The 26,827-nt window shown below is 62.5% G+C and carries 15 protein-coding genes and 1 tRNA gene; 5 read left to right on the plus strand and 11 right to left on the minus strand.

The annotated features are described in order from the left end of the window. Nucleotides 1-79: 79 nt before the first annotated feature. Together K6142_RS07895 and K6142_RS07900 are read left to right on the plus strand one after the other, a co-directional pair. On the plus strand, nucleotides 80-949 hold the full coding sequence (locus tag K6142_RS07895) for a DUF1837 domain-containing protein (protein WP_190243491.1): 870 nt from the start codon (nucleotides 80-82) through the stop codon (nucleotides 947-949). After that, nucleotides 949-3,111, plus strand: a complete 2,163-nt coding sequence (locus K6142_RS07900) for a helicase-related protein (RefSeq protein ID WP_190243490.1) — start codon at nucleotides 949-951, stop codon at nucleotides 3,109-3,111. Before K6142_RS07895 ends, K6142_RS07900 begins: the two co-directional genes overlap by 1 nt. A gap of 55 nt (nucleotides 3,112-3,166) precedes the next feature. On the opposite strand, the gene K6142_RS07905 is transcribed toward K6142_RS07900, so the two are convergent. Then, nucleotides 3,167-4,540: a radical SAM/SPASM domain-containing protein gene (locus K6142_RS07905; RefSeq protein WP_190243489.1), complete on the minus strand. Its 1,374-nt coding sequence runs from the start codon at nucleotides 4,538-4,540 to the stop codon at nucleotides 3,167-3,169. A 400-nt stretch (nucleotides 4,541-4,940) separates the two neighbouring features. Between K6142_RS07905 and K6142_RS07910 the strand changes: the two genes are divergently transcribed. Beyond that, the gene (locus K6142_RS07910; protein ID WP_190243488.1) at nucleotides 4,941-6,230 is read left to right on the plus strand and encodes an acetamidase/formamidase family protein; all 1,290 of its coding nucleotides are present in this window, start codon (nucleotides 4,941-4,943) and stop codon (nucleotides 6,228-6,230) included. A 75-nt stretch (nucleotides 6,231-6,305) separates the two neighbouring features. Here K6142_RS07910 and K6142_RS07915 read toward each other — a convergent pair. After that, a tRNA-Pro gene (locus K6142_RS07915) sits at nucleotides 6,306-6,382 on the minus strand. 538 nt (nucleotides 6,383-6,920) lie between these two features. Here K6142_RS07915 and K6142_RS07920 point away from each other — a divergent pair. Together K6142_RS07920 and K6142_RS07925 are read left to right on the plus strand one after the other, a co-directional pair. Beyond that, nucleotides 6,921-7,868 (plus strand): rhodanese-like domain-containing protein, encoded by a 948-nt coding sequence (locus tag K6142_RS07920; RefSeq protein WP_190243487.1) that lies wholly within the window; start codon nucleotides 6,921-6,923, stop codon nucleotides 7,866-7,868. Continuing rightward, entirely contained in the window at nucleotides 7,865-9,013 is a 1,149-nt protein-coding gene (locus tag K6142_RS07925; protein ID WP_223290199.1) for a DUF362 domain-containing protein, read from the plus strand. Before K6142_RS07920 ends, K6142_RS07925 begins: the two co-directional genes overlap by 4 nt. A 229-nt stretch (nucleotides 9,014-9,242) precedes the next feature. On the opposite strand, the gene K6142_RS07930 is transcribed toward K6142_RS07925, so the two are convergent. From K6142_RS07930 to nifJ, 9 genes are all read right to left on the minus strand, one after another. Next, on the minus strand, nucleotides 9,243-11,066 hold the full coding sequence (locus K6142_RS07930) for a methyl-accepting chemotaxis protein (RefSeq protein WP_190243486.1): 1,824 nt from the start codon (nucleotides 11,064-11,066) through the stop codon (nucleotides 9,243-9,245). A 233-nt stretch (nucleotides 11,067-11,299) separates the two neighbouring features. Further along, nucleotides 11,300-13,450, minus strand: a complete 2,151-nt coding sequence (ldhH, locus tag K6142_RS07935; protein WP_190243485.1) for an L-lactate dehydrogenase (quinone) large subunit LdhH — start codon at nucleotides 13,448-13,450, stop codon at nucleotides 11,300-11,302. A 4-nt stretch (nucleotides 13,451-13,454) separates the two neighbouring features. Continuing rightward, the gene (locus K6142_RS07940) at nucleotides 13,455-14,084 is read right to left on the minus strand and encodes a lactate utilization protein C (RefSeq protein ID WP_190243484.1); all 630 of its coding nucleotides are present in this window, start codon (nucleotides 14,082-14,084) and stop codon (nucleotides 13,455-13,457) included. Between the two features lie 136 nt (nucleotides 14,085-14,220). Continuing rightward, a complete protein-coding gene (locus K6142_RS07945) occupies nucleotides 14,221-15,282 on the minus strand; it encodes a phosphotransacetylase family protein (protein WP_012612985.1) in 1,062 nt (353 codons plus the stop codon). Nucleotides 15,283-15,438: 156 nt separating this feature from the next. Further along, nucleotides 15,439-16,653: an acetate kinase gene (locus K6142_RS07950; protein WP_190243483.1), complete on the minus strand. Its 1,215-nt coding sequence runs from the start codon at nucleotides 16,651-16,653 to the stop codon at nucleotides 15,439-15,441. A gap of 379 nt (nucleotides 16,654-17,032) precedes the next feature. After that, nucleotides 17,033-19,147, minus strand: a complete 2,115-nt coding sequence (pta, locus tag K6142_RS07955; RefSeq protein WP_012612983.1) for a phosphate acetyltransferase — start codon at nucleotides 19,145-19,147, stop codon at nucleotides 17,033-17,035. A gap of 347 nt (nucleotides 19,148-19,494) precedes the next feature. Continuing rightward, nucleotides 19,495-20,787, minus strand: a complete 1,293-nt coding sequence (locus tag K6142_RS07960) for a (Fe-S)-binding protein (protein ID WP_190243482.1) — start codon at nucleotides 20,785-20,787, stop codon at nucleotides 19,495-19,497. Nucleotides 20,788-20,791: 4 nt separating this feature from the next. After that, on the minus strand, nucleotides 20,792-22,177 hold the full coding sequence (locus K6142_RS07965) for an FAD-binding oxidoreductase (protein ID WP_190243481.1): 1,386 nt from the start codon (nucleotides 22,175-22,177) through the stop codon (nucleotides 20,792-20,794). Nucleotides 22,178-22,554: 377 nt separating this feature from the next. After that, nucleotides 22,555-26,202, minus strand: coding sequence for a pyruvate:ferredoxin (flavodoxin) oxidoreductase (gene nifJ / locus K6142_RS07970; protein WP_190243480.1), 3,648 nt, complete (start codon nucleotides 26,200-26,202; stop codon nucleotides 22,555-22,557). Nucleotides 26,203-26,827: the final 625 nt, after the last annotated feature.

The raw sequence follows: 26,827 nt of genomic DNA on the forward strand, positions 1-26,827 counted from the left end.
CGAAAACTTTTCGGTTATCTTGATGTGTTTTTGTGAGGCGGGTCGGTAGATATTGTAACGCGCAGTAGGTGGCGTGTATATGCGAACGATGGTCAGAAAGGCTACTTCTCTTATAATAAAGCACGAAATATCATTTTCTCAGAATGGTCCACACGCAAAAGACGGCTTCACTCTTTCTTATAATGAGAAGGGTTATAGGGACGTTGATTTGGTTAGATTGATAGCCCACTCTCTGCCTCTGTTTGCCTTGACAGAACGCGAAATACAAGAGTGTGTGGAAAATGGTGAGTTGAGTGCCATACAGGAAATGGCATTGTCGAGGATTTCGCAAGCAAAAAGAGATAAAAAAGGAGACTATGGAGAGGCTTTGCTTTTTATTCTGCTCGCAGCATTTTATGGTAACGAGCGGATCGTAACAAAGTTGAAACTTCGATCAAGCAGCACGGAGCAGATAAAGGGATTTGATTGTGCTAATTTTACATATGAAAATGGCGAATTGACTGTATGGTTAGGTGAGGTGAAGTTTTATCAGGATTTTTCTTCTGCGGTAGATGATGTCATTGAGGAACTAGTTAAACACACAACGGCGGAGTATATAAAGGGTGAATTTAGAGTCCTCCTTCCAAACTGTGAAATAAATAGAAATTCACCGTTGAGAGACAGGATTTTGAGTGTTCTTGATGGTAGTACGTCTCTTGATAAGGTAAAGATTAAAATTCCTGTGCTTTTAACATGTAACTCTACACAATTGAGCAGATTTAATGATGCGTCTTCTGAGAATTTTTTGAATTTTGTCGATAGATATTTTTCGAAAAAATTTGAAATAATAGAGCGAAAAATGCCAAAGAGTCTTGAGCGGTTCGATGTTGTATTTATTGTGTTGCCACTGCATGATGTTAAGCTGGTAAAAAAGAAATTGGATGATTATGAAAAAGTATTGGAGTTGTGATGGTGTTGTCACTTGAATATATTGAAAAAGCATTGATATGTAAAAGTGATTTAGAAGAAAAATTTCTTCTTGATGCTTTGCAATGTGTGTATCATGAGATACAGAGTAAGGGAAATTCTTCTGTGGTTACGTCAATAATCTGTCGTATATCTGCATTGAAGTATAAAAGTGAACTTGTCGTAAATTTGTTGAGAGAGTGCATTGTTGCTTCAAGGATTTTTATATACAGTGATATGCTTGGTGGTGTTGACGGTGCGTGGGGTAGTATTTTTTCAGATGTTGCGCAAGATTGTTATTCGCGTCCGAGCGGTATTGTGTTAACATTGTACCAGAAGAAGATATTGTCAGAATATAAAAAACACAAAAGAATAGTTGTTAGTGCTCCAACCTCGTTTGGAAAAAGCACAATAGTCCCTGAATTGATTGACGAGAGTGATAAAAATGTTTGTATAGTTGTTCCAACGTTGTCCTTACTTTCAGAGTATGTTTCTAGATTTATTCAGGATTCACGATTTCGTAGATATAATATTGTTTACACATCATCTCAGGGGTTGGGTCGGCGCAACATTTTTATTGTAACGCCAGAACGTATGGATATTATTTTGGATCAACATCCAGATTTGGGAGTTGATTTTTTTGTAATGGATGAGGTGTATAAAATATCTAACAGTGATGATCGTTCTTTGATATTTGCAAATTGCCTTTATCGTCTGGCTAATAGGGTCTCTAGATTTTATCTCATTGGGCCATACTATGACGAGTTCAGCGTCAACTTTTTAAAGCGATTTAACGCGCACTTTTTGCGATTTGATGTTGAGGTCGTTGCTAAAAACAAATTAGATATTTCTGATGTTTCCCGTGGGAATATTTATGATGTAAAAGGAGTGAAGGTTAAAAAAACTGCGGACAAATATAAAAATCTTAGCAGACTAGTTGCGGCGTTAGAAGGTCAAACACTGGTGTATGTTGCTAAGACGCATACTGCAGAAGTGGCAGCAAAGCATATTTCATCTAACCTTGTCGAGAGCGCTACTTGTGAAGGGCTGATTGATTTTGTTTCGTCGACGATAGGTCGAGAGTGGTCGCTTGGTGAGTATTTAAAAAGAAAAGTAGCTTTTCATCATGCATTGATGCCTAAGTATGTTCAGCGCGAGATAGTTTATAATTTCAATGTTGGAGCGATTGACACTTTGGTTTGTACTTCAACACTTATTGAAGGGGTTAATACCTCCGCTCAAAATGTTGTAGTTTTTGATAATATGAAAGGTATTGCACCGTTAACGGGTTTTGACGTTAAAAATATTGAAGGTAGATCCGGAAGGCTCGGGAGACATTTCGTTGGCGAAAATTACTTCCTAGTTGAAACACCATCCAAAGCAAATGTTGGAAATGTAGATTTTGTTTTTCTTGATTCAAACGAGCTCGATGATGAAGTGAATTTGCTTGTCAGTGACGGCGATTTGACAGATGTAATGAAGAAGCGACGAGAGCATATTTTGCATGAGTGTCGTGAAAATGGTGTGAGCTTATCTCTATTGCGAAGCAATAAGTACATAAAGGTTGATAAGCAGTTGGCGCTCGTTAGGTACTTTCGGGACAACCCGGATGTTATGCGCGAAATGCATTTTAGTGGTACGCTTCCAGTTAAAGAGACGTTGAAGATTTGGTTGAGGCTTGCGTATGAGTATTTGATGAGCGATTCTCAAAAGCATGAAAAAGATTTGCCTCAAAATATTGTTATAAACAAGGCTATCTATTATGTTTATAAAAATCCAACGATATATGAGTTTGTAAATGGGTGGAGTGAGGGAAGTTTTGATGCAAGGGTCCGTAAGACATTTAAATTGGTGACACGTATATTTGAATTCGCTTTGCCAAAGTCTTTATTCGCACTGGAAAATATATACAATTACATGAATGGTTCGCAAATAGACACTTCGCATGTTGTCTCATTGCTTGAGCATGGGCTGGGAAAAAAACATGAGGTGCTTTTGAAAGAGGCAGGAATTCCGCCAAATATAATTAAAAAAATTTCAAAATTTTTCGATGAGACATATTCAATACGAGACATACAGGCGGCTATAGACAGTGCAGACCTTAGCCGTTTGACGGAGTATGAAAAAAAAATACTACAAAGAACGTTGCTTGGGGAAAACCGTTAAGTGGCTCAGAGAAGATAGGCTGCGGCGATGGTCATACTCTGTACAGAGATAGTATTCACCTGACACATCCCCCCCCTCCCCCCAACTCCTGCCCCATGCACTGCAACAACCCCAGACACCACGGGCAGTCGCCGCACGGCACGGGTTCGCCGTAGCAGTCGGTTTCGAAGGTAGTGGTTTCTATGTCGTCGCAGGGGTACACGTTGCAGTTGGTGCAGAACGGGTAGCCCTTGGCCGTCACCCTGTCGCGGAATGCCCGATACTCGGGGCCGTTCCACACGTCGATGATGTCCTGCCCCTGCGCGGGGTCGACAGTGCCGAAAAAGCGCCCCACCACCTGCTTGCGCATGCCGTACATGTGGCAGTGGTAATCGCGCCACAGAAAGTAGCAGGGGGCCACCTTGCCGTCCCAGGCAATGAAGGCCCCGCCTTCGTCCACGGCGGGGCAGTGGCGCAGGTTGCGGGGGTGCAGGGCGGGCAGGCGCAGGTGCAGGCCGTGCTCGCGGGCCACGGCTCGTGCGGCGTCGAACACCGCTTCCGCCTCGGGCACGTGGGCGTCGGCATCGCGCAGCAGGTTGTGCAGGTGAAGGGGCACGTCCGCCTCGCGCGCGGCCTCGGTCATTTCGCGGATGAAGCTGGTGATCCGCGTTTCCTCCTCGGTAAAGCGAAACCGCCACACCACGTCGAAGTAGCGGCGGATGTCTATGCCATCCCGCTCGGCCCGCGCCTGCCATTCGCGGTAGAAGCGCATCGATTCTTCCGTGTTCGTGCCGAATACGGCCTGTTCGGACATCCCCGGGGCATAGGGCAGCACGTGCGAGACGATGGCGAAGTCCGCGCCCCGCTCTGCGGCCCAGCGCAGGGTGGCGGGCAGCTCGTTCAGGTTGTCGCGCATCACCACGAATTCCACGCCCACAGCAAGCGGCGCACCGGGCCGCGCCGCGCGCGCCGTCGCCAGATTGGCCAGCGCCCGCTCCATGTGGTCCACGTCGCCCCCGGCCCGGCAGGTGGAAAACAGCTCCGGCGAAACGGCGTCGATGGACAGGCATATCCTGTCCAGCCCGGCGGCCAGCAGCGCGTGCGCCCGGCTTTCCGTCAGCAGGTGTCCGTTGGTCTGAAAACCCACCCAGCCTTCCGGCGGCATATGCTGTCTGGCAAGGCGGATGAACGTTTCAAGGTCGCGGTGCAGCAGCGGTTCGCCCACGCCGTTCAGCACAAGGCCGTTCAGGTGCGGCATGGCAGGCAGCAGGGCGGCGTACGTTTCCGCCGTCATGTCGCCTTCCGGCGCTCTGATGTCGGAAGAATGCTTCACGCACATCCGGCAGTGCAGGTTGCAGCGCGAGGTAACCTCCACGAACAGCTTGCGGGGGTAGGGCAGCAGGGCATCGTGCCGGGGGGCCGGGGGTGCGGCAATGGCGGCTGTGGGCATGGGAAGCCTTTGCGGGAAGACACCGCGGCAGGAGGGCGGTTGGCGGCACGGAATGTGCGTATTTGGCAATTTAGCCAAGCAGTCCGGAGGCGTCAATGCCGCCTGTGCCGCCCCTTGTGACGCGGTCTGCCGGGCGGCGCCGGAGAATGCGGGAAGCGCCGGGCAAGGGGCAGCCGTCCTTTCCCGTGCGGGCAGTCTTTCCCCGCCGCCTTGCGGCCCGCCCCTTGACCGCCCGGCCCCCTGTCCCCAGTGCATCCCGGCATTCCGCCCGCCGGGGCGCGCCACGCGTTTCGCCGCAAGCGCCACTCCCATTCTCAGCACTGGTCATTCGTGCGGCAAAGTGCTTAGGCTCTGTCCAGTCCCCCTGCGATATCTCCACCTCAAAAAAAGGAGCACACTCGTGGCGAACAGGACAGTCTTCGTCAACACCTTCACCAACGGCATCCTCGGTCCGGATGTTCCCATGCTGGGCCCGGTGGAAGACGGCGGCATCATCGTCGCCAACACTGCGCCGGGCTGCTGGGGGCCCATGCTTACCCCCGCCATCCGGGGCGGGCACGAGGTGACGCAGCCGGTTTACGTGCAGGGCGCGGAACCGGGCGATTCCATCGCCATCCGCATCCTGTCCATCCAGGTCACCTCGCGGGTCACGGCGTCCGGCAACGACAGCATGTTCGCGGACCGCTGCCTGGGCGACCCCTACGTGGCGGGCAAATGTCCGCAGTGCGGCGCGCTGTACGAAAACACCTGCGTGGAAGGCTGCGGGCCGGACTGCATCCGCTGCGCGGCGTGCGGGGCAGCCGCAGCGCCCTTTGCCTTCACCAACGGCTACACCATCGCCTTCAACGAACAGGGCACGCTGGGCGTCACCCTGAACAAGGCCGCCGCCGAACGGGTGGCCGGCAATGCGCGCGAGTACATGTGCACGCCGGACAATTCCATCCAGAACCCGGTGGTGGCCCTGGCCCCCAGCGACATCCCCGGCGTGGTCAGCCGCATGATCCCCTTTGTGGGGCAGCTTGGCGTCATGCCCACCCGGCAGATTCCCGATTCGCACAACGCGCGCGACTTCGGCTCGTTCCTCGTGGGCGCGCCGCATGAATACGCCATCACGCAGGAACAGCTGGCCGACGTCACAGACGGCCACATGGACATCAACCGCGTGCGCGCCGGGGCCGTGCTGATCACGCCGGTGCGCGTGCCCGGCGGCGGGGTGTACGTGGGCGACATGCACGCCATGCAGGGCGACGGCGAAATCGCGGGGCACACCGCCGACGTGGCCGGGGTCATCACCATGCAGGTTTCGGTGCTGAAGGGCGTGACCTGCGGCGGTCCCATCATCCTGCCGGTATACGACGACCTGCCCCTGCTGGCCCGCCCCCTGAGCGAGGACGAAAAGCGCCAGGCCCGGCAGCAGGCAGACGCATGGGGCGTGCAACTGGAAGAATCCGCGCCCATCTCCTTCGTGGGCACCGGCCCCACCCTCAACGACGCCACCTCCTGCGCGCTGGACCGCGCGGCAACATTCCTGGGCTGCACCGTGCCGGAAGTGATGAACCGCGCCACCATCACCGGCAACATCCAGATTGGCCGCGCGCCCGGCACGGTTACCGCCACCTTCCTTGCGCCGGTGGACACGCTGCGTGAAAAGGGCGTGTACGAACTGATCCGCACCCAGTACGGCCTGTAGGCGCGTTGCCACGGCTTGCGCGCAAAACGAAGAAGGCCGCCGATCTTTCGATCGGCGGCCTTTGCGTGTCTAAGCTGGTCGGGATGAGAGGATTTGAACCTCCGACCCCCTGAACCCCATTCAGGTGCGCTCCCAGGCTGCGCTACATCCCGACACGCGAGAAAAGGTGTGTAGCCCCGGTGGCCGGTGCTGTCAACATGAAAGTGGTCCAAAATCAGCGAAAAGGAGGGAAGGGGGAAACAGGGGCGGCTGGGCGGTAGCTGGGCGGCAACTGGGTGGAGGTGTTGGGTAACGCAGGGGTGATGGCCATGGGGCGGCGGGCATGGCAGGGATATGTCAGGCCCATGCCTGTCCATTGGGGCGCAGGCGGGGTCATGGCAGGGCGGCGTAGCGGCACGATGCCCTTGCAGGTACGGCTGTGTCGGGTAGAATGGCGACAGGCGGCACGCGCAACCGTGCCAGTCGGCCAATCTGGCCGGTCGGGCCAGTCAGGTCAGTCTGGCCGGTCGGACAAGTCGGCCATCGCGTTGGTGCATGCCGGGCTACCCGGTTGCCTGCCGCGTCGATCCCGTGCGCCTGTCAGCCGGATTGACCCCGTGCACTGTCCGGTGGCTGTCCGGTGCGCTGTTTCCCTGTCCGCATGCCCGACCGCCACGCGGCAGCCCGTAGCATCCACCCGCAGGAGGCACCATGAGCCCATCGCCCCGCGTCCCCATCGAGTCCGTTTCCCCGCAGGCCCTGCGAGACTTCATGGCCGCCCGGCCAGAGGGCAGCTACGTGCTGGTGGACGTGCGCCAGCCCGAGGAATACCGGCAGGAGCACATCCCCGGCGCCCGGCTGGTGCCCGTGGGCGAACTGGCCCGCCTGCTGGCCACGCTGGACCCGGCGCAGGACCACGTCTTCTACTGCCGCAGCGGTGGCCGGTCTGCGGCGGCGGCAGTGATGGCGGCGGAAAGCGGCAGGTTCGCCGCGCCGTCATTGGGAATGGGTGGCACGGGCGCCACGGCGGGGGGGCGCATCCTGAACCTGACGGGCGGCATGAATGCCTGGTCCGCCGGGCCCGGACAGGCCGTGGCCAACAGCCCGCGCATCCAGGTGTTTGCCGGGGTGCGCAGCATGGTGGAACTGCTGCGCCGCGCGCTGGACATGGAAAAGGCCGCCCACCTGCTGTACACCCGCGTGCGCGCCGCCGGGCCGAAACCCGCCGTGTGCGCGCTGATGGACCGGCTGATCGGCGTGGAACTGGCCCACGCCAAGGTGGTCTACCACCATCTTGCGCAGCGCTGGGACGCCGACGCCCACGCCGACGCCACGCGCGGCCCGCTGCCCCCCTTCGACGCACTGTTCGAGGCGCTGGAAGGCCGCGTGCTGGAAGGCGGCATGGCCGTGGCCGATCTGGAGCCGTGGCTGCGCGATGCCGCCAGCGGCGACTGCCTGGACATCGCGGAACTGGCGCTGGAAGTGGAAATGAACGCCTACGACCTGTACCGCACCCTTGCCGACGAGGCGCGGCGCGGCAGCGGGCTGGGCGGCCTTGCGGAACGGGCCTTCCTGGACCTTGCCACGCAGGAAAAGACCCACGCCCGTATGATAATCGACCAGATCGCCACCTTTTCCACGGACGGGGAGGACCGGTGACCCACGCGTTCCGGCCTTCGGACCATTCCCGCCCGTCTCGCAGGTCAGGCCACTCCGGCCACTCCGGCCACTCCGGCCTGCCCGTGCCCCTGCCTGCCCCGTGGCGCGGGGATGGGGCGGACAGGCCTTCGGGCGCGGCGGACACGCCGAACGGCGCACCCGTGCAGCCCGCTTTCATCGGCGCGCCCGCTTCCGGCCATCCTGATGCCCTTGCGCCCGATGCCGCCCCGCCCGTTCCCGTGGCCCTGCTGCGCTGCCCGGACTACGACCCGCAACGCGTGGGGCGCGTGGTGGCAGAGGCGCTGGACGCCTGCGGCTGGACCCCGCCGCGCGGCCAGGTGCTGGTAAAGCCCAACCTGCTCCGCGCGGCCCCGGCGCTCAGCTGCACTCATCCGCAGGTGGTGCGCGCGGCCTGCGCATGGCTGCTGGACAGCGGATGCCGCATCACCGTGGCGGATTCGCCCGGCTTCGGCACGGCGCGCGGCGTGGCGGAGGCCATCGGCCTCACCGAGGCCCTGCGGCCCCTTGGCCTGTCGGTCGTGCCGCTGGACGATGCGGTGCAGGTGCCCCTGTCGTTCGGCGGGTCCATCGGCGTGGCCCGCTGCGCGTTGCAGGCGGACGGCGTGCTCAGCGTGCCGCGCCTGAAGGCGCACAGCCAGATGCGCGTCACTCTGGCGGTAAAGAACCTGTTCGGCTGCGTGCCCGGCGTGCGCAAGGCCTTCGTGCATACCCGCCACGGCGACCGCGACCACCGCTTCGAGGGCGCGCTGGTGGAGGTGGCGGCGGCGCTGCCGCCCACGGCGGCCCTGCTGGACGCGGTGGACGCCATGCACGTGACCGGGCCGGGTTCCGGCAAGCCGTATCATCTGGGGCTGGTGGGGGCCTCTGCGTCCGGTGTGGCGCTGGATGCGGCGGTCTGCGGACTGCTGGGCCTGACGCCCGCCCAGGTGCCCCTGTGGGGCGAACTGGCGCGGCGCGGTGCCCCCGGCGCGCACTCCGGTGAAATCGAACTGGTGCGCGAAGGCCCCGGGGCCTTCGATGTCGGCCGGTTCGAGGTGCCCGGCGTGCTCAAGCCCATGAGCTTCCGCCCCGGCACGCTGCTGCGCAGCACCGTGCGCCGCCTGTGGGCGGCCTGGCGGTCGTGACTGACGATTGTGACTGGCGATCGTGCCCGGTTGTCGCCACTGGTGCCGCACCGCACCCGTCGCCGCTGGCGACCTCGTCCGGCGCGGTCCCCGATCTGCTGATGCTGGCGGCGCGTAGCCCGGCAATGCAAACGGGCCGGAGGGTGTTCCCTCCGGCCCGTGACGTTTGGCGTGCCATGGCGCGTGCGGTCCCTGCTTGCCGCATGGCCCCGCGTGCCGCTGCGGGGGGCTACGCGGCTTCCTTCTTCATGCCCTCGATCAGGCGGCGCAGTTCGGCGGCCTGGTCGGCAAGGTTGCGCAGGTCGGTATTGGTGGCGTTGACCAGCGTGCCGTTTTCGCGGGCAATGCGGTCGATTTCCTCCACCGAGCGGGTGATCTCTTCGCTGGCGGCGGACTGTTCCTCCGCAGCCGTGGCGATGGCCTGCACCTGCCCGGCGGCGTCGTGGGCCATGGTCACGATTTCCTGCAACAACTCGCCGGAACTGCCGGAAAGGCGCGCCGCGCCGTCGATGGCGTTGACCGCGTCGTCCATGCCCGTGACGTTGGTGCGGGCCAGGTCCTGAATGGCCTTGATGGAATCGCCCACTTCCTTGGTGGCGCCCATGGTCTTTTCGGCCAGCTTGCGCACCTCGTCGGCCACCACGGCGAATCCGCGCCCGGCGTCACCGGCGCGCGCCGCCTCGATGGCGGCGTTCAGCGCCAGCAGGTTGGTCTGGTCGGCGATGTCGTTGATCACGTTCATCACGTGGCCGATGGCCTCGGACTGCTGGCCCAGGCGGTGCATGTTGTCCTTGAGGTTGCTGGCCAGCCCCTTCAGGTCCTGCATGGCCTTCACGGTCTGACCGACCATGCCCGAACCTTCGTCGGCCTTGGTGCGCGATGCCTCGGTCTGGTCCGCCGCCCGGCCCGCGTTGCGCGCCACTTCCAGCACGGTGGCGTTCATTTCTTCCATGGCCGTGGCCGTTTCGTTGATGCGGGCCATCTGGGTGTCGGTGCCCCGGCTTATTTCCTCGGACCGGCGCGAGATGTCGTCCGCCGCGTGGTCGATGGCGCGCACCACGCCGTCCAGCCGTTCGGCGGCGGTAAGGATGCCTTCCTTGGTGGCCACGGCGGCCTTGGCCATGGCTTCTTCGGCCTGCTGGGCGGAGGCGCGCGCGGCGTCGGCCTGGCGGCCCGCCTCGCGCTGCTTTTCGGTGATGTCCGCGATGTTGTTCTTGAGCGTGGTGACCATGGTGTTCAGCGCGGCCTGCAAGGCGGAAACCTCGTCCCGGCCCCTGGCCTCTATGCGCACCTCCAGGTTGCCTTCGGCCACGGCCTGGGCCGCCGCCGTGGCTTCACGCAACGGACGCACGATGGACGCGATGAGCATGATACACACGGGTATGACGACCAGAAGCAGGATCGCCGCCATGACCGAAAGCTGCCAGGTCAGGGCCTTGCTGGCCAGCCCTTCGAGGTTGGCATTGATGGCGGCCTTGGCCTCGTCGATGTTGTCGATGTACACCCCGGTGCCGATCCAGAACCTGGTGCCGGGAATCATTTCGGCATAGGCCAGCTTGGGCTGGTCGCCCTTGCCCGGCTTGGGGAAGATGTACTCGACGAACCCCCCGCCAGACGCAGCGCGCTGCGCCAGTTCACGCACGAAGTAGACCCCGTTCTTGTCCTTGTTCTCGGACAGGTCCTTGCCCTGCACGCTCTTGTTGGGGGGCAGGGCCACGTTGGTGGTGCCCTGGTAGACGAAATAGTATCCGGACTGGTCCTTTTCGAAGCGGATGGTGTCGATGGCCTTGCGCACCATTTCGATGCGCGCGGCCTCGCCCGCATCAGCAGGCACGTCTGCCAGCAACTGTCCCAGGGCCAGGGCCACGGAGTGGGTGGCCACCTGCAACTTGGCCTTTTCCTCTTCCAGCATCACCTGCTGGGTTTCGGTGACGCCGTGGTCCTTCACCGTGTCTATGGTGGCCACGAAGGCGCCCACAACACCGGTGACGAACAGCACCATGAAGACGAGCAGCGCGATGACGCGCGCGCCGATGGAGAAATTTCTGAACATGCGATCCCCCTTGAGTGTTCGCACGAGTCGCCTGCCGTCGGTATGCCTGCCGCGGACCAGCACCCGGATACTGGTTTGAAGCAATACTATACGTAGATACAGTTCTTGCAAAGGCTGCTAGCGGTTATTCTTGGAACGCCCGCTCGCGCCGCGAGGTTTTAGGAACGCAAGGGGGCCGTCCCCGCAGATGCGGGAACGGCCCCCCTTATGTCATCTATCGGCGTAACTGGCGTTTACTTCAGGTTTTCTGCCAGAAGTTCCGCAATGTGGCCGACCTTCATGCGGCTGCCGCGCTTTTCGGCGCCGCCGCGAATCTGCATGATGCAGCCGGGGCAGTCGGCCACCATGCGGGTGGCGCCGGTGGCTTCGGCGTTGTTCAGCTTCTTGTCCAGCAGTTCCTTGGACAGTTCCGGGAACTTCATGGAGAAGGTGCCGCCAAAGCCGCAGCACACCGCTTCTTCCTGGGCCGGGCAGTATTCCGAGCCGGAAGACGCGATGAGAGCGCGGGGCTGTTCCACCACGCCAAGGCCACGGCACAGGTGGCACGAGGAGTGGTAGGCCACCTTTTCGCCCTTGCCCTTGAAGTCGTCGGCGGTCATGCCGAGCACGTCATGGACGAAGGAGCTGAAGTCGATGACCTTGGAGGCGAACAGCTTCACCTTGCCCGTCATGTCGGTCTGCCCCGCCAGGATGTTGGGGTAGCCTTCCTTCAGGTGCGAGGCGCACGAGGCGCACAGGGTAAGGATGTAGTCGTACTTGGCCGCGTCGAACGCCATGACGTTCTGGCGCGCCACGTCGATGGTGGCCTGGCGTTCGGCCATCATCTGCACGGGCAGGCCGCAGCAGCTCTGGTCCATGGGGAAGTCCATCTCCACCCCGCGCGAGGCCAGAACCTTGACGGCGGCCTTCATCTGCTCGGGGTAGACGAAGTCCTGCACGCAGCCGGAGAACAGGGCCACGCGCAGCTTGGCGTTGCTGACGCGGGGACGGATGGTTTCCCATTCGTCGCGGAAGGCCTTGTCCGCAATGGCGGGCAGCGCGCGGAACCCGTGGTCCTTCATGAACATCTGCGGCAGGTGGCGCAGGTACGGGGTGCCGCCGGTGACCGGCTTCTGGGCGAACTTGCCGAAGCGCAGCAGGGTGTGGAAGAGCTTGCGGTTCTTCAGCACCTTGCCGAGCAGGGTGGCTTCAACGGGCGCGCCGTCCTCTTCGCTGAGGCGGGCGCGGATTTCCTTGATCAGGCGGGGCAGGTCGATGCCGCCCGCGCAGATGCTCTTGCACGATTCGCAGTTGATGCAGTTCTGCACCAGGTTGCGGGCCTTGTCCTTGCCGTGGAAGAAGTAGGTGAGGATGAGGCCGATGGCGCCGATGTAGATGTGGCCCATCTTGTGGCCGCCCACCAGGCGGTACACCGGGCACACGTTGGCGCACGCGCCGCAGCGCACGCAGCGCATCACCTGCGAGAACAGCGGGTCCTGGGCCAGGGCGCGGCGGCCGTTGTCCAGGAACACGATGTGCATTTCCTTCTTCTCGTCGGCGGCAGCCTTGCACTCGTTGGCACCGGTGATCCAGGTGACGTACGAGGTGATGGCCTGGCCGGTGGCGTTGCGGGGCAGCACGCGCAGCGACTTCAGGGCGTCGTTCAGGCTGGGGGTCAGCTTGTCCAGGCCGCACAGGGCCACGTGCACGCGGGGCAGCGTGGTGACGAGGCGCGCGTTGCCTTCGTTGGTGACCAGGCCGATGGTGCCCGATTCCGCGATGGCGAAGTTGGCGCCAGAGATGCCCATGTCGGCGGTGGCGAAGTGCTGGCGCAGTTCGCGGCGGGCCACCTTCACCAGGCGCTGGATGTCCACTTCCTGCTTCTGCTTGGTCACCTCGGAGAAGAGGTCGGCCACCTGGTAGCGCGAAAGGTGGATGGCGGGCATGACCATGTGGGTCGGCCCTTCGTGGCGCAGCTGGATGATCCATTCGCCAAGGTCGGTCTCGATCACTTCAAGGCCGTCTTCCTCCAGGCGGTGGTTGAGCAGCGTTTCTTCCGCCGTCATGGACTTGGACTTGACGATCTTCTTGCAGTTCGAGTTCTTGGCGATGCGCGCGATGATCTCGTTGGCCTCGGCGGCGTCTTTCGCCATGTGCACCTTGACGCCGCGCTTCTCGGCTTCTGCCTTGAACTGGGCGTACAGGGAGTCCATGTTCTTCGCTGCGGCGTCCTTGGCGTCGGCCACTTCGGCGATCATGGCCTTTTCGTCCAGCCCGCGGAAGGCGTTGGCGCGGCTGACGGGGTAGGCCGTGGCGAACTTGTCCATGGCCTCGCGCAGAAACTCGTTGTCGAGGGATTCGCGCAGTTCCTTGCGGTATTCTTTCAGGGTCTTGGCGGTTTGCATCAGACTAGTCCTCCAGCATCAGGATGTGCAGTTCCAGCGGACCGTGCACGCCGATGGCCAGCACGCGCTCGATGTCGGCGGTGCGGCTGGGCCCGGTGATGAACGCGGTGTAGCGCGGCGTGCCGGTGTTGATCAGCGCGTTGACTTCCCGCTCGGCGTCGAAGGCCGTGGCCTTGATGCGCGACTTGGGCAGGATGGCCATGTGGATCTCGCTGATCATGGAGGACAGGCGCAGTTCCTCGCTGGTGGAGTCGATGACGCAGGTGCCGGTTTCGGCAATGGCCATGTCGGCATGGGCCACGCCGATGTCGATGCCCGCGAGATGGCCGCGCAGGCCCTCGCGGATGCATTTCACGCCGCGCTCGGCGCACAGGGCCGAGAAGGCGGCGTATTCGTCCTCGGTAAGGTTGGGGGCGGCCACAACCTTTTCCTGCTTGGTTTCGCACAGGGCCTCGGCCTTGTCCGAAAGCTTTTCCTCGCAGCCGGAAACCAGCAGCTGGCAGGCTTCCTTCTTGTCACAGACGTCGAGGGCGTAGGCGAAGGCCTCTTTCAGGTCCTTCAGTTCCACCACGGTGGCGCCGACCGCCTCGGCTTTCTCACGCATGAGCCGGGCAAGGTCATTGGTAGCACTCATCAGTACTCTCCCTTTGAAACGGATTTACTGTGCAACGCGCCCTTCGGCGTCTGGCGGCGAAACGGGGTTTCGCCCGCGCCTTCGGGGCGGACGGCGCATGCGCGCCGCCAGGGCATTTCCTTCATGTCGAAATGCTCTACTGAATGCCAAGTTGCGCCGTCAGCCGCGCTAGGTCCAGGGCATGCGCCACGAGGTCGGCCCCGCGGCGTATCTTGACCAGTTCGCGCAGCTTCTGGCTGTTCAGGATCTCTTCCATCTTCCGGGCCACGGTGTACGTGTCCTCGCGGACCACGACCACCGGAACCCCCAGCGCCTCTGACCTGGCGCGTATGATCTCATCGGGGGGGATGTTTCCGGTCAGGACCAGGCAAGGGCACTGCCCCTCCAGTGCGACGAGTTGCAGGTCCGTCCGGTCTCCGCCCACGATGGTTGCGCAGTTGGCGTGCCGCCGAAAGTGCGCCATGAAGTTCTCCACCTGCATGGTGCCGATGAGGAACCCATCCACGATGCGGCTGGCCCGCGCCGTGCCCGAGACCATGCGACCGCCCAGGCGGTGCGCCAGCTCCGACACCTTGATGGCGTTGAGGAGCGGGTCGTTGGGCACGATGCCGAGCACGGGCACGCCCCGTTCCGCAAGGAACGGCACAAGCACCTCTTCGGCGTCGCGCAGGTAGCTTTCGGGCACGTCGTTGCACAGGACGCCCGCAAGGGCGTCTCCCAGCAGTTCCTTTGCGTACAGGATGGCATCGTAGTCGATGCCGTGGGCATACCGTTCCACCAGCAGCACCTTGAGCCCGAGACGCCGGACGACCGTGGGACCGTCCACGCCGCGCGCCTTGCCGGTGGTCAGGAATGCGCCGGCACCGCCCACCAGCATGGTGTCGTGCCCGCGCGACAGCGCCCCGTAGGCAGAGGCCACGCGCTCCAGCGCGTTGCCCCCCGACAGGGCGGCCGCCCGGATGTTGCCGGGCATGATTACGGGGGTGAGCACTTCGGGCGGGGCGGAAAGCCCCAGCACCTCCTGCACCAGCAGGGCGTCCTCGTCGCCGGTCTGTTCGTCCACGGTCCGGGGCAACGTTCCCAGGGGCTTCATGAAGCCCACGTTGCGTCCGGTCTGCCGCAGCGCAAGACCAAGCGCCATGCAGACAAGGTTTTTGCCTGCCCGAGCCGCCGTAGATCCGATGTAGATGCCCACCATGTCCGTTTGTCCGTTGTACGCAAGGCCGTGGGGTTGTCCGGGGGGTGCCTTGGGCCGTGGCCGCGGGCGGTATCCCCGGGGGCTCCGGGCCAAACCCGGAGAAACCCCGCCGCACGGTCCTTGCGGAACCGCGCGGCGGGGAATGTCACGTGTCGCCTAGTTCTTGCCGTTCAGCACGGCAACAGTGGTCTGGGCGATTTCCAGTTCCTCGTTGGTGGGCACCACCAGCACGGGCACGCGCTGGCCGGGCTTGCCGATGTGGCGCGCCTGGCCCGAACGCTTGGCGTTGACCGCCTCGTCGATGTCGATGCCCAGGATGTCCATGTCCTTGCACACCGCGGCGCGCACCAGGTCGTCGTTCTCGCCGATGCCGGCGGTGAACACGATGGCGTCCAGCTTGCCCACCACCACGGCGAACGAGCCGATGTACTTGCGGATGCGGTAGACGAACATCTGGAAGGCCAGTTCGGCCATCTCGTCGCCCTTTTCACGGGCGGCGTGGATGTCGCGCATGTCGTTCATGCCGCAGATGCCCTTCAGGCCGCTCTGCTTGTTCATCACGGTGTCGATCTCGGCGCCGGACCAGTCCTTCTTTTCCATCAGGAAGGGGACGAGCGCGGGGTCGATGTCGCCGCAGCGGGTGCCCATCATCAGGCCTTCCAGCGGGGTGATGCCCATGGTGGTGTCCACGCAACGGCCGTTCTTCACGGCGGCCATGGAGCACCCGTTGCCGAGGTGGCAGGTGATGATGTTCAGCTCGTCCAGGGGCTTGCCCAGGAACTCGGCGGTCTTCTTGGTGATGTAGCGGTGCGAGGTGCCGTGGAAGCCGTAGCGGCGGATGCGCAGCGTCTTGTACAGGTCGTAGGGCAGCGGATAAAGATACGCCTTCTTGGGCATGGTCTGGTGGAACTCGGTGTCGAACACGCCCACGGAAGGCGCGTGCGGGAAGAGTTCTTCCGCCACTTCGATGCCCGCGAGGTTGGCGGGGTTGTGCAGCGGGCCCAGCGGAATGTAGTCGCGGATGATGCCCTTGGCCCATTCGTCGATCTTGACGGACTGCTTGATCTCTTCGCCGCCGAGCAGCACGCGGTGACCCACGGCGTAGATTTCGCCCTTGTCGGCGATGACGCCCTTGTCGGCATCGGTGATCAGGTCCACAACTTTCTTCATGCCTTCGACATGATTGGCGAACGCCTGTTCGAGGACGATCTTTTCCTCGGCGTCGGTGTCCGGCTTGATCTTGTGGGTCAGTTTGCCCATGCCTTCGCCGATGCGCTCGACAAGACCGGAGCACAGGGCCTTCTCGGTGGTCATGTCGATGAGCTGGTACTTGATGGACGAGCTGCCGGAGTTGATGACGAGTACGTTCATGCGGGTCTTTTCCTTTCGGGGTGTGGCCCTCCGGGCCGTGTGGGCGGTCCGGAGGGGCGGGTGCCGGGGGGAGTGTGGGCGGTCCCCCGGCTGTGGTTGCAGTGTCCGGGGCTATTCCCAGATTGTCCTTTCGCCCGTTGGCTGCGTCAAACTTCGCCTTCCATTGCTTTGCTGTCCTTATCCGTAAGACTCGCGCTACGCGCTCGCCAAACGGCTAAGGCTCGGTCAAATACGAGAAGAGTACGCTCTGCGGTCGCCATCCGTAATGCTCGAAGACTCGCATAACGGCTGCCGCACTCCCTCATGGCAGGCTCGTTTTCCTTGCCAACGAACGAAAATCCTAATCTGGAAACAGCCCCAGGAAGATAGGGCGGTCAGCCTAGATGAGGCCCTTTTCGGCCTGCGCCTGAATGGCCGTGATGGCCACGGTGTTCACGATGTCGGGCACCGTGCACCCGCGCGACAGGTCGTTGACGGGCTTGTTCAGGCCCTGCAGCACCGGGCCGATGGCCACGGCCCCGGCGGCGCGCTGCACGGCCTTGTAGGTGTTGTTGCCGGTGTTCAGGTCGGGGAAGATGAACACCGTGGCCTGGCCGGCCACCTGGCTGCCGGGCAGCTTGGTGCGCGCCACGTCCATGTCGATGGCGGCGTCGTACTGCAACGGACCTTCCAGCAGGAGTTCCGGCGCGCGTTCCTTGGCGATGCGGGTGGCCTCGATGACCTTTTCCACGTCGGCGCCCTTGCCGGACGAGCCGGTGGAGTACGACAGCATGGCCACGCGCGGCTCGATGCCGAAGATGCGCGCGGTGTGGGCCGAGTTGATGGCGATTTCCGCCAGCTGTTCCGCCGTGGGGTTGGGGTTCACCGCGCAGTCGCCGAAGGCCAGCACGCGGTCCTTCAGGCACATCAGGAACACGCTGGACACGATGGAGAAGCCGGGCTTGGTCTTGATGAACTCGAACGCCGGGCGGATGGTGTGCGCCGTGGTGTTGATGGAGCCGGAAACCATGCCTTCCGCGTCGCCCTTGTGCACCATCATGGTGCCGAAGTAGGTGACGTCGTTCATGGTGTCGCGGGCGCGTTCGATGCTGACGCCCTTGTGCTTGCGCAGTTCGAAGTAGGCCTGGGCGTATTCCTCGAACTTGGGCGACAGGTTGGGCTGGATGATCTGCACGCCGTCCAGGGCGATGCCCAGTTCGCTGACCTTGGCGCCCACCTTGTCGGCGTCGCCCAGCAGGATGATGTCGGCAACCTCGCGCCGGGCCAGGATGTCGGCGGCGCGCAGGATGCGTTCCTCCACCCCTTCGGGCAGCACGATGCGCATGCGGTTCTGCTTGGCGCGCTCGATCAGGTTGAACTCGAACATCATGGGCGTGATGCGGCTGGACTTGCGGTTGATCAGGCGGCGGCCCAGCTCCTGGCTGTCCACGGAACGCTCGAACAGGCCGAGGGCGGTGTTGATCTTGCGCTCGTTGTCCGGCTCGATCTTGCCGTACAGTTCGTTCAGGGTCTGGATGGTCTTGTAGGTGTGGTCCTTCACCGACAGGATGGGAATGGGCACCCCGGTCCAGCCTTCGATGAGGCGGTGCACGTTGGGCGCGGGCTGGATGCCGCCGGTCAGCAGCATGCCCGAAATGTCGGGGTAGGCGCCGGAAAGGCGGGTGGCAAGGCCGGTGAGGATGATGTCCGAACGGTCGCCGGGGGTAATCACGAGGCACCCGGGGGTGACGTAGTCGAGGAAGTTGCCGATCTGCATGGCGGCGATGACGTAATCGTCCACCAGGGTGTCCATGCGGCCGTGGCCGTACAGCACCTGGGCGTTCAGCCACTTCTTCACGTCGCCCATGGTGGGCTTGCCCAGGGTGGGTTCCTCGGGCACCACGTATACGGCCAGGGGGTTGGAGCAGTTGACCTTGCATTCAAGGCTGCTGATCACCACGTCGCGTTCGGCATCGGTGACCGAGGCGCGGTTGATCACGGCGGCCACGATGTCCAGCCCCTTTTCGTCCAGCAGGTCGATGGTCAGCTGGGTGGAGGCGACGATTTCGTGGGCGGTCTTCTGCTGGCCGTTGGCAACCACCATCACGGGGCAGCCCAGGTTGGCGGCGATGTCGGCGTTCAGGTCGAACTCGAAGGCGGCATCCTTGCCCAGAAAGTCGGTGCCCTCGCAGAGCACGAAGTCGTAACTGTCTTCCAGCTGCTTGTACTTCTTGAGAATGTTTTCAAGCAGCGTGGCGTGCTGACCGTTGTTGATCAGCTCCCGGGCGTCCTGCAGCGAGTACGCGTAGGTGTCGGCCACGGGAATGTCGAGGTTGAAGTGGGTCAGGATGAGGTTGGTGTCGTGGTCCACCGCGTCCGTGACAGGCCGGTTGATGATGGGGCGGAAGAAGGCAACCTTGCGGATGTCGCGCAGCAATAGCTGCATCATGCCGAGCACCACGGCGGACTTGCCGCTCTTCGATTCCGTCGCGGTGATGTACAGATTGTTGGCCATGCATATCTCCTTGCGTGCCACTGGGCGGGCGCGACGAGGCGTCCGTGGATCATACATCGGCGGCACGGCCGCCGGTGTTTCCGGGCTTGGCCCGGTGAGCCAAACGGCCCGCGGAACATTCCGCGGGGCCGAAATCCCCTGGCGGGGGGCCGCCGTTCGGCCCCCCGCCGGGGAATGATACCAGAGCGCGGCGCGGCATGCGCGCCCGATCGAAACTCTATAATCCATGGGGGTACGGCCAAGCCGCGCCCGATCGGAACGCTATAATCCATGGGGCACGTCCAGGCCGCGCCCGATCAACAAATACATGATCCGGGGCACGGCAGGCCGTGCCCCGGATGTCCATTCTAGCGCAGCGAATCCGCGTACAGTTCGATGGAGTGCTTCACCGCCACCTTGGCCCCATGCTGCGAGAGCATGTCGGTCATCTGCAGCATGCAGGCGGGGCAACCGGTGGACACAATCTGGGCGCCGGTGGCCAGAATGTTGTCGCGCTTGCGCTCGCCGATCTGCTTGGACAGGTCGTAGTGGTACAGGTTGAAGCTGCCGCCCGAACCGCAGCAGCGGTCGCATTCGGCCATTTCCACCAGTTCGTACTTGGGGTTCATGCCGATGAGGGCGCGCGGCTGCGAGGTGACGCCGAGCGACTTCTTCATGTGGCAGGAATCGTGGAAGGTCACCTTCACGCCGCCCTTGGCCGGGGCCTCGGGCGCAACGCCCAGCACGTCCACCACGAACTGGTTCACGTCCATGACCTTGTCGTGCAGGGCGCGGATCTGGTCGCGCATGGTCGCCGGATACTCGTCCATGAGCTTGGGCCAGATTTCCTTGATGGTGGCGGTGCAGGTGGCGCACGGGGTCACCAGGTAGTCGAAGCCGCCCTTGGAGAACAGGTCGAGGTTGATCTTGACCAGCTTGTCGTAGGCCACGCGGTCGCCCGACGAGATGGCGGGAATGCCGCAGCAGGCCTGGCCTTCGGGCATGTACACGCCAACGCCGTGGTGTTCGAACACCTTCAGGCAGGCTTCGGCCACGCTGACGAACATCTTGTCGCCAAGGCAGCCCGGGAAGAAGGCGACGCGCTTGCCGCTCTTGCCCGCCGGGGTGTCCAGCGCCTTGATCTTGCTGTGCAGCGATTGCTTGGCCAGCCCCACGAAGTGGCGGTCGCCGATGACGGGCGAAAGCACCTTGGAGCAGGAGGAGCCGAGCAGGTCGTCCACCTTGCTGGTGAAGATGCCCTGGAACTTGGAACCCAGGTCCAGCAGGGCGTTGAACAGGGCGGGCTTGGTCAGCATGCCGCGCAGGATGGCCTTCTTGACCGGCGAGAGCCCCATGTAGGTGTTCACGATGACACGGGCACGCAGGAAGATGTCCATGACCTTGACGCCCGAGGGGCAGTTGGCCCCGCAAGAGCCGCACAGCAGACACTTGTTCAGCTTTTCCTGAACGCCCGCCGCGTCGTGGATCATTTCCTTGGCCAGGTTTTCGAGCAGCGCGATCTTGCCGCGCGTCACGTCCGCCTCTTTCATGGTCTCGGCAAACACGGGGCAGACGGCCTGGCACATGCCGCACTTCATGCAGCCGACCATCTGGTCGTCCAGCTCCTGGAGCAGCTTGGCGAGTTTGGTAAGGTCTGCCATGGCGTTAGGCTCCGATGATCTTGCCGGGATTCAGGATGTACTTGGGGTCGATGGCGCGCTTCATGTTGCGCGAGAACTCGATGGTGGCCTTGGAGGTTTCCTTCTCCATCCACTTGGACTTGGCCATGCCGATGCCGTGTTCGCCAGACAGGGTGCCGTGCAGCGAAAGGGCCACGTCGAAGATTTCGTCCACGGCGTGTTCCACGCGCTCGAACTCGTGCTTGTCGCGGCGGTCGCACAGGATGGTCGGGTGCAGGTTGCCGTCGCCCGCGTGGCCGAAGGTGCCGATGGAGATGTTGTACTTGGTCGCGATGTCGTTGATGGCCTTGACCATGGCGGGAATCTTGGAGCGCGGCACGGTGGCGTCTTCAAGCACGGTGGTGGGCTTGGCGCGGGCAAGGGCGGGCAGCGCGTTGCGGCGGGCTTCCCACAGCTTGAACTTTTCGGCGGCGTCCTTGGCCACCTTGATTTCGGTGGCGCCGACCTTGTTCAGCACCTTTTCCACCTTCTCGGCGTCTTCGGCCACCTGGCCGGCGTGGCCGTCCACTTCGATGAGCAGGATGGCCTGGGCGTCGCGCGGCAGACCGGCCTTGGTGAAGTCGTCAACGTAGCGGATGGTGGCCTGGTCCATGAATTCCAGGGTGCAGGGCACCACGTGGGCGGCGATGATGCCGGCAACCGCTTCCGACGCCTTGTTCACGTCGTCGAACACGGCCATCATGGCCTTGGAGGCCTGCGGCGGCGGCACCAGCTTGAGCACGATGTTGCTGAACACGCCAAGGGTGCCTTCGGACGCCACCATCAGGCCTGCAAGGTTGTAGCCGGTCACGCACTTGACGGTACGCGAGCCGGTCTTCACCAGGCCGCCGTTGACGTCGAAAAATTCGATCCCCATCACGTAGTCCTTGGTCACGCCGTACTTCAGGCCGCGCAGGCCACCGGCGTTTTCGGCCACGTTGCCACCAAGGGTGGAAACGGCCTGCGAACCCGGATCCGGCGGGTAGAAGAGGCCGCGCTTGGCCACTTCGGCGGCGAACTTGGCGGTGACCACGCCGGGCTCGACCACGGCGTACAGGTCTTCTTCGTTGATTTCGATGATGCGGTTCAGGCTGTTGGTCAGGATGACGATGCCTTCACGCGGGTCGGGGATGGTGCCGCCCGAAAGGTTGGTGCCGGCGCCGCGAACGGTGATGGGGTTGCCGTTCTCGTTGCACAGGCGAACGACCTTGCCGAGCTGCTCGGTGGTGGTGGGGCGCACCACAAGGGCGGGCACAACGGCTTCAAGCACGGCGGAATCGTAGGAGTACGACTGGCGGTCGGCCTCGCTGGTGAACACGTTGTCCTTGCCGACGACGGCTTCGAATTCCTTGATCAGGGCTGCACTGGGCATGCGGATGTCCTCCGGGTCAAGCGTTGCTCCACCTCCGTCACCGGGAAAGGGCGAGGCGGCGGAAACCTTAGTGGAGCGGAAGTTCCCGCTCCTGTCCTGGCTGTACGTTCAGCCACTCCTCTGTCGAAAACATGGGTATGCGCCCGCAATGGCCTCCGGGCCGCGATACCGCGAACGGGTCACGGTCCGGCGGTTGCCGGTGCGGGGGCACGTGTCACGGACACCCGCAACACCGGCCCCGAGGCGCGGCATGCCGCGCTTCGGGGCCGCTGTGCTCCTCTTGGTCTCTGCGCCCGCCCCGGAGTGCACCCGCCGGTTTGGGAATATGCGGAGGCCGGAGGGGAGAGGCTCCCCTCCGGCGCGTTCATCAGACAGTTCTATTCAGCGGCCCGGCCGTCGTCGCAGGCATCCCCGCCCTTGCGGCGGGCGTGTTCCGGCGTTTCGGTCACGGCGCAGAAGCCGCTATCCCCGTTTCCCACGGTCACCGGGTCCCCGGCGGGGGCGGTAACGGCGGGCGCTTCGGAGATCTGCTTCAGCAGCAGGTAACGTTCGTTGTACTCCTTCTCGATGGCCGCGCGCAGGCGCTTGGACTCTTCGGGAGCGATCTTTTCGAGGGCGGCGTAACGGGTTTCACCAGCCATGAATTCCTGCATGGTGCCGTTGGGCGCCTTCGATTCGAGCACGAACGGGTTCTTGCCTTCGTCGGCAAGTTCGGGGTTGAAGCGGTACAGGGGCCAGTAGCCGGATTCCACGGCCATCTTGGCTTCTTCCATGGACTTGCCCATGCCCTTGCGCAGGCCCTGGTTGATGCAGGGGGCGTAGGCGATGATCAGCGAGGGGCCCTTGTAGGCTTCGGCTTCCTTGAAGGCCTTCAGCACCTGCTGCTTGTTGGCGCCCATGGAGACGCAGGCAACGTAGACGTAGCCGTAGGTCATGGCCATGCGGCCAAGGTCCTTCTTGCCGGTCTTCTTGCCCGAGGCGGCGAACTTGGCGATGGAGCCCAGCGGGGTGGCCTTGGAGGCCTGGCCGCCGGTGTTGGAGTACACTTCGGTGTCCATGACCAGGATGTTGATGTCCTCGCCGCTGGCCAGCACGTGGTCCACGCCGCCGTAGCCGATGTCGTAGGCCCAGCCGTCACCGCCGAAGATCCACACGGACTTCTTGGTGAACTGGTCGCTCATGTGCCACAGCTCGTCCAGCAGCGGATGGTCGTCCGCGCCGCCAAGCAGGCCAAGGATCTCTTCGCCGTACTTCTTGGAGCCTTCGGCGTCGTCCTTGTTGTCCAGCCAGCCCTGCAGGGCGGCCTTCAGGTCGGCTTCCATATCCAGGGTCAGGGCTTCGGTCACCACGTCGGCAAGCTTGGCGCGGCGCTGGTTGTAGGCCATGGCCATGCCGTAGCCGAACTCGGCGGCGTCTTCGAACAGCGAGTTGCCCCAGGCCGGGCCGTGACCGTCCTTGTTGGTGGTGTACGGCGTGGTGGGGGCGGAAGCGCCCCAGATGGACGAGCAGCCGGTGGCGTTGGCCACCACCATGCGTTCGCCGAACATCTGGGTAAGCAGCTTGACGTACGGGGTTTCACCGCAGCCCGCGCAGGCGCCGGAGAATTCCATCAGCGGCTGCTGGAACTGCGAGCCCTTCAGGCTGTCGCGGGCCATCAGGGTGTCCTTGATGGCGATGTTGGCGTCAGCGTAGGCAAGGTTGGCAACCTGGTCGGCCATCTGGGTTTCGATGGGCTTCATGACCAGGGCCTTGTTCTTGGCCGGGCAGACGTCGGCGCACGAGCCGCAGCCCATGCAGTCCTGGGCGTAGACCTGCATGCGGTACTTCAGGCCGTTCAGTTCCTTGCCCTTGGCTTCGATGGCCACGAACGAGGCGGGCGCGCCAGCCAGTTCCTCATCAGAGGCCAGGATGGGGCGGATGGCCGCATGCGGGCACACGAACGAGCACTGGTTGCACTGGATGCAGTTTTCGGACAGCCACTCGGGCACGGTGATGGCCACGCCGCGCTTTTCGAAGGCGGCGGTGCCCACCGGGAACAGGCCGTCGGGTTCGAAGGCCGAAACCGGCAGCTTGTCGCCCTGCTGGGCCAGGATGGGGCGCACCACGTTGGTGATGAAGTCGGGGTCCGCGTTGGCCACGTGAGCGGCGTCGGCGGCGGTGGCCCAGGATTCGGGGTACTTGATCTCGGTGACGGCCTCGATGGCCTTGTCAACGGCGGCCACGTTCATGGCCACGATCTTTTCGCCCTTCTTGCCGTAGGCCTTGTGGATGGAGTCCTTCAGCAGCGCCACGGCCTGCTCGAAGGGAATCACGCTGGACAGCTTGAAGAACGCGGTCTGCATGATCATGTTGATGCGCCCGCCAAGGCCCACTTCGGTGGCAACCTTCACGGCGTCCACGTTGTAGAACTTCAGCTTCTTGCGGGCGATGGTGCGCAGCATGGAGGCGGGCAGTTCCTTCTCCATCTCTTCCACGCTGTTCCAGTGCGAGTTCAGCACGAAGGTGCCGCCGGTCTTGATGCCGTCGAGCACGTCGTACTGGTGCACGTAGGCCGACTTGTGGCAGGCGATGTAGTCGGCGCTGTTGACCAGGTAGGTGGACTGGATGGGGCTGTTGCCGAAGCGCAGGTGCGACACGGTGAAGCCGCCCGACTTCTTGGAGTCGTAGGCGAAGTAGCCCTGGGCGTACATGCCGGTGTTGTCACCGATGATCTTGATGGCCTGCTTGTTGGCGCCCACGGTGCCGTCGGCGCCAAGGCCGAAGAACTTGCACTGCACGGTGCCGGTGGGCACGGTGTCGACGCCTTCGGTCACTTCCAGCGAGGTGTCGGTGACGTCGTCGATGATGCCCACGGTGAAGTGGTTCTTGGGGCCGACAACCTTCATGTTGTCGTACACGGCCTTGGCCATGGCCGGGGTGAATTCCTTCGAACCCAGGCCGTAGCGGCCGGCGAGGAGCTTGGGCATTTCGCCGCGCTCCATGAAGGCGGTACACACGTCAAGGTACAGGGGCTCGCCCAGCGAACCGGCTTCCTTGGTGCGGTCGAGCACGGTGATGGTGTCGGCGGTGGCGGGCAGCACCGACAGCATGTGGTCGATGGAGAACGGACGGTACAGGCGCACCTTGACCAGGCCCACGCGCTCGCCCTTGGCGTTCAGGAAGTTGACCACTTCTTCAATGGTTTCGCAGGCGGAACCCATGGCGATGATCACGCGCTCGGCTTCGGGGTGGCCCACGTAGTCGAACAGCTTGTAGGAACGGCCGGTGATTTCGCCGACCTTCTTCATGTAGTTCGACACGATGCCGGGCACGGCATTGTAGAACGAGTTGCAGGCTTCACGCGCCTGGAAGTAGATGTCGGGGTTCTGCGCGGTGCCGCGGATGTGCGGGTGCTCGGGGTTCATGGCGTTCTGGCGGAAGGCTTCCACCTTCTCCCAGTTCACCAGCTTCTTCATGTCGTCGTATTCGATGACTTCGATCTTCTGCAGTTCGTGCGAGGTGCGGAAGCCGTCGAAGAAGTGGCAGAACGGCACGCTGGACTCGATGGCGGCCAGGTGGGCGACCAGCGCCATGTCCATGGCTTCCTGCACCGAGTTGGAGTTCAGGAAGGCGAAACCGGTCTGGCGGGCGGCCATGACGTCCTGGTGGTCGCCGAAGATGGACAGCGCGTGCGAGGCCAGCGCGCGGGCCGAAACATGGAAGACGCCGGGAAGCAGTTCACCGGCGATCTTGTACATGTTCGGGATCATCAGCAGGAGGCCCTGCGAAGCGGTGAAGGTGGAGGTCAGCGCGCCTGCGGCCAGCGAGCCGTGCACGGCGCCCGCGGCGCCCGCTTCGGACTGCAGCTGGCGGACGGAAACCGTCTGCCCGAAAAGGTTCTTCTTGCCCTGGGCGGCCCATTCGTCCGCCGATTCACCCATGTTGGAAGAAGGGGTGATGGGGTAGATGGCAGACGTGTCGCTGAGCGCGTAGGCGACGTACGCGGCAGCGGTGTTGCCATCCATGGTCTTCATTTTCTTGGCCATTGATCTCTCCTTGGGATTGCTAACCTTGAAGCGGGGGTGAAAGGTCAGCCGTGCCTTGCGGCGCGGTCCGTCACATGACTCCGGAAGCGGGCATGGACCCGGAAAATGGGAATGAACCGGTATCGTGCCTCGTCATGGCGGCCCTTGTGGCGCGGTATCGCTGCCGTTGCCGGGCCGTTGGTGTCGCGTTGCGGCGTGTGCCTGTCTGCCTGGACTTTTCGGGCGGCGCCCCGGTCTTCGTGGTCCCCGCGGCCCCCGTGGTCCTTGCGAACCCCGTGGTCACTGCGGACCCGGCGGACCCGGCGCCGGCACCCTGAAGGGGGGCGGGCAGGCTGCGGCCTTTACGCAACAACAAGAAGTGTGCCAGTTCCGTTACGTCGGTGCGTTGGCTGCATCCTCCTTGGATTGTTGAAGTATCGATTCATCTTATGAAACTGACGCCAGCGGGTGGTCCGAAAATCCGGACGGCAGGCGTGCGGCGCTTGGAAAGGCAGGGGCCGTGGAATGGCTGCGTTGAAGCCTAACGCCGCCGAATTGAATGGTCAAACGGTTCGTCGGGGCAGATTGCGTCCCGTGTCCGAAAAAACGGATGGCGAAAGGGGCGTGGAGGCCGCGTCCGAAAGGT

The sequence above is a fragment of the Nitratidesulfovibrio sp. SRB-5 genome (assembly GCF_019931275.1).
Lineage (GTDB): Bacteria > Desulfobacterota > Desulfovibrionia > Desulfovibrionales > Desulfovibrionaceae > Cupidesulfovibrio.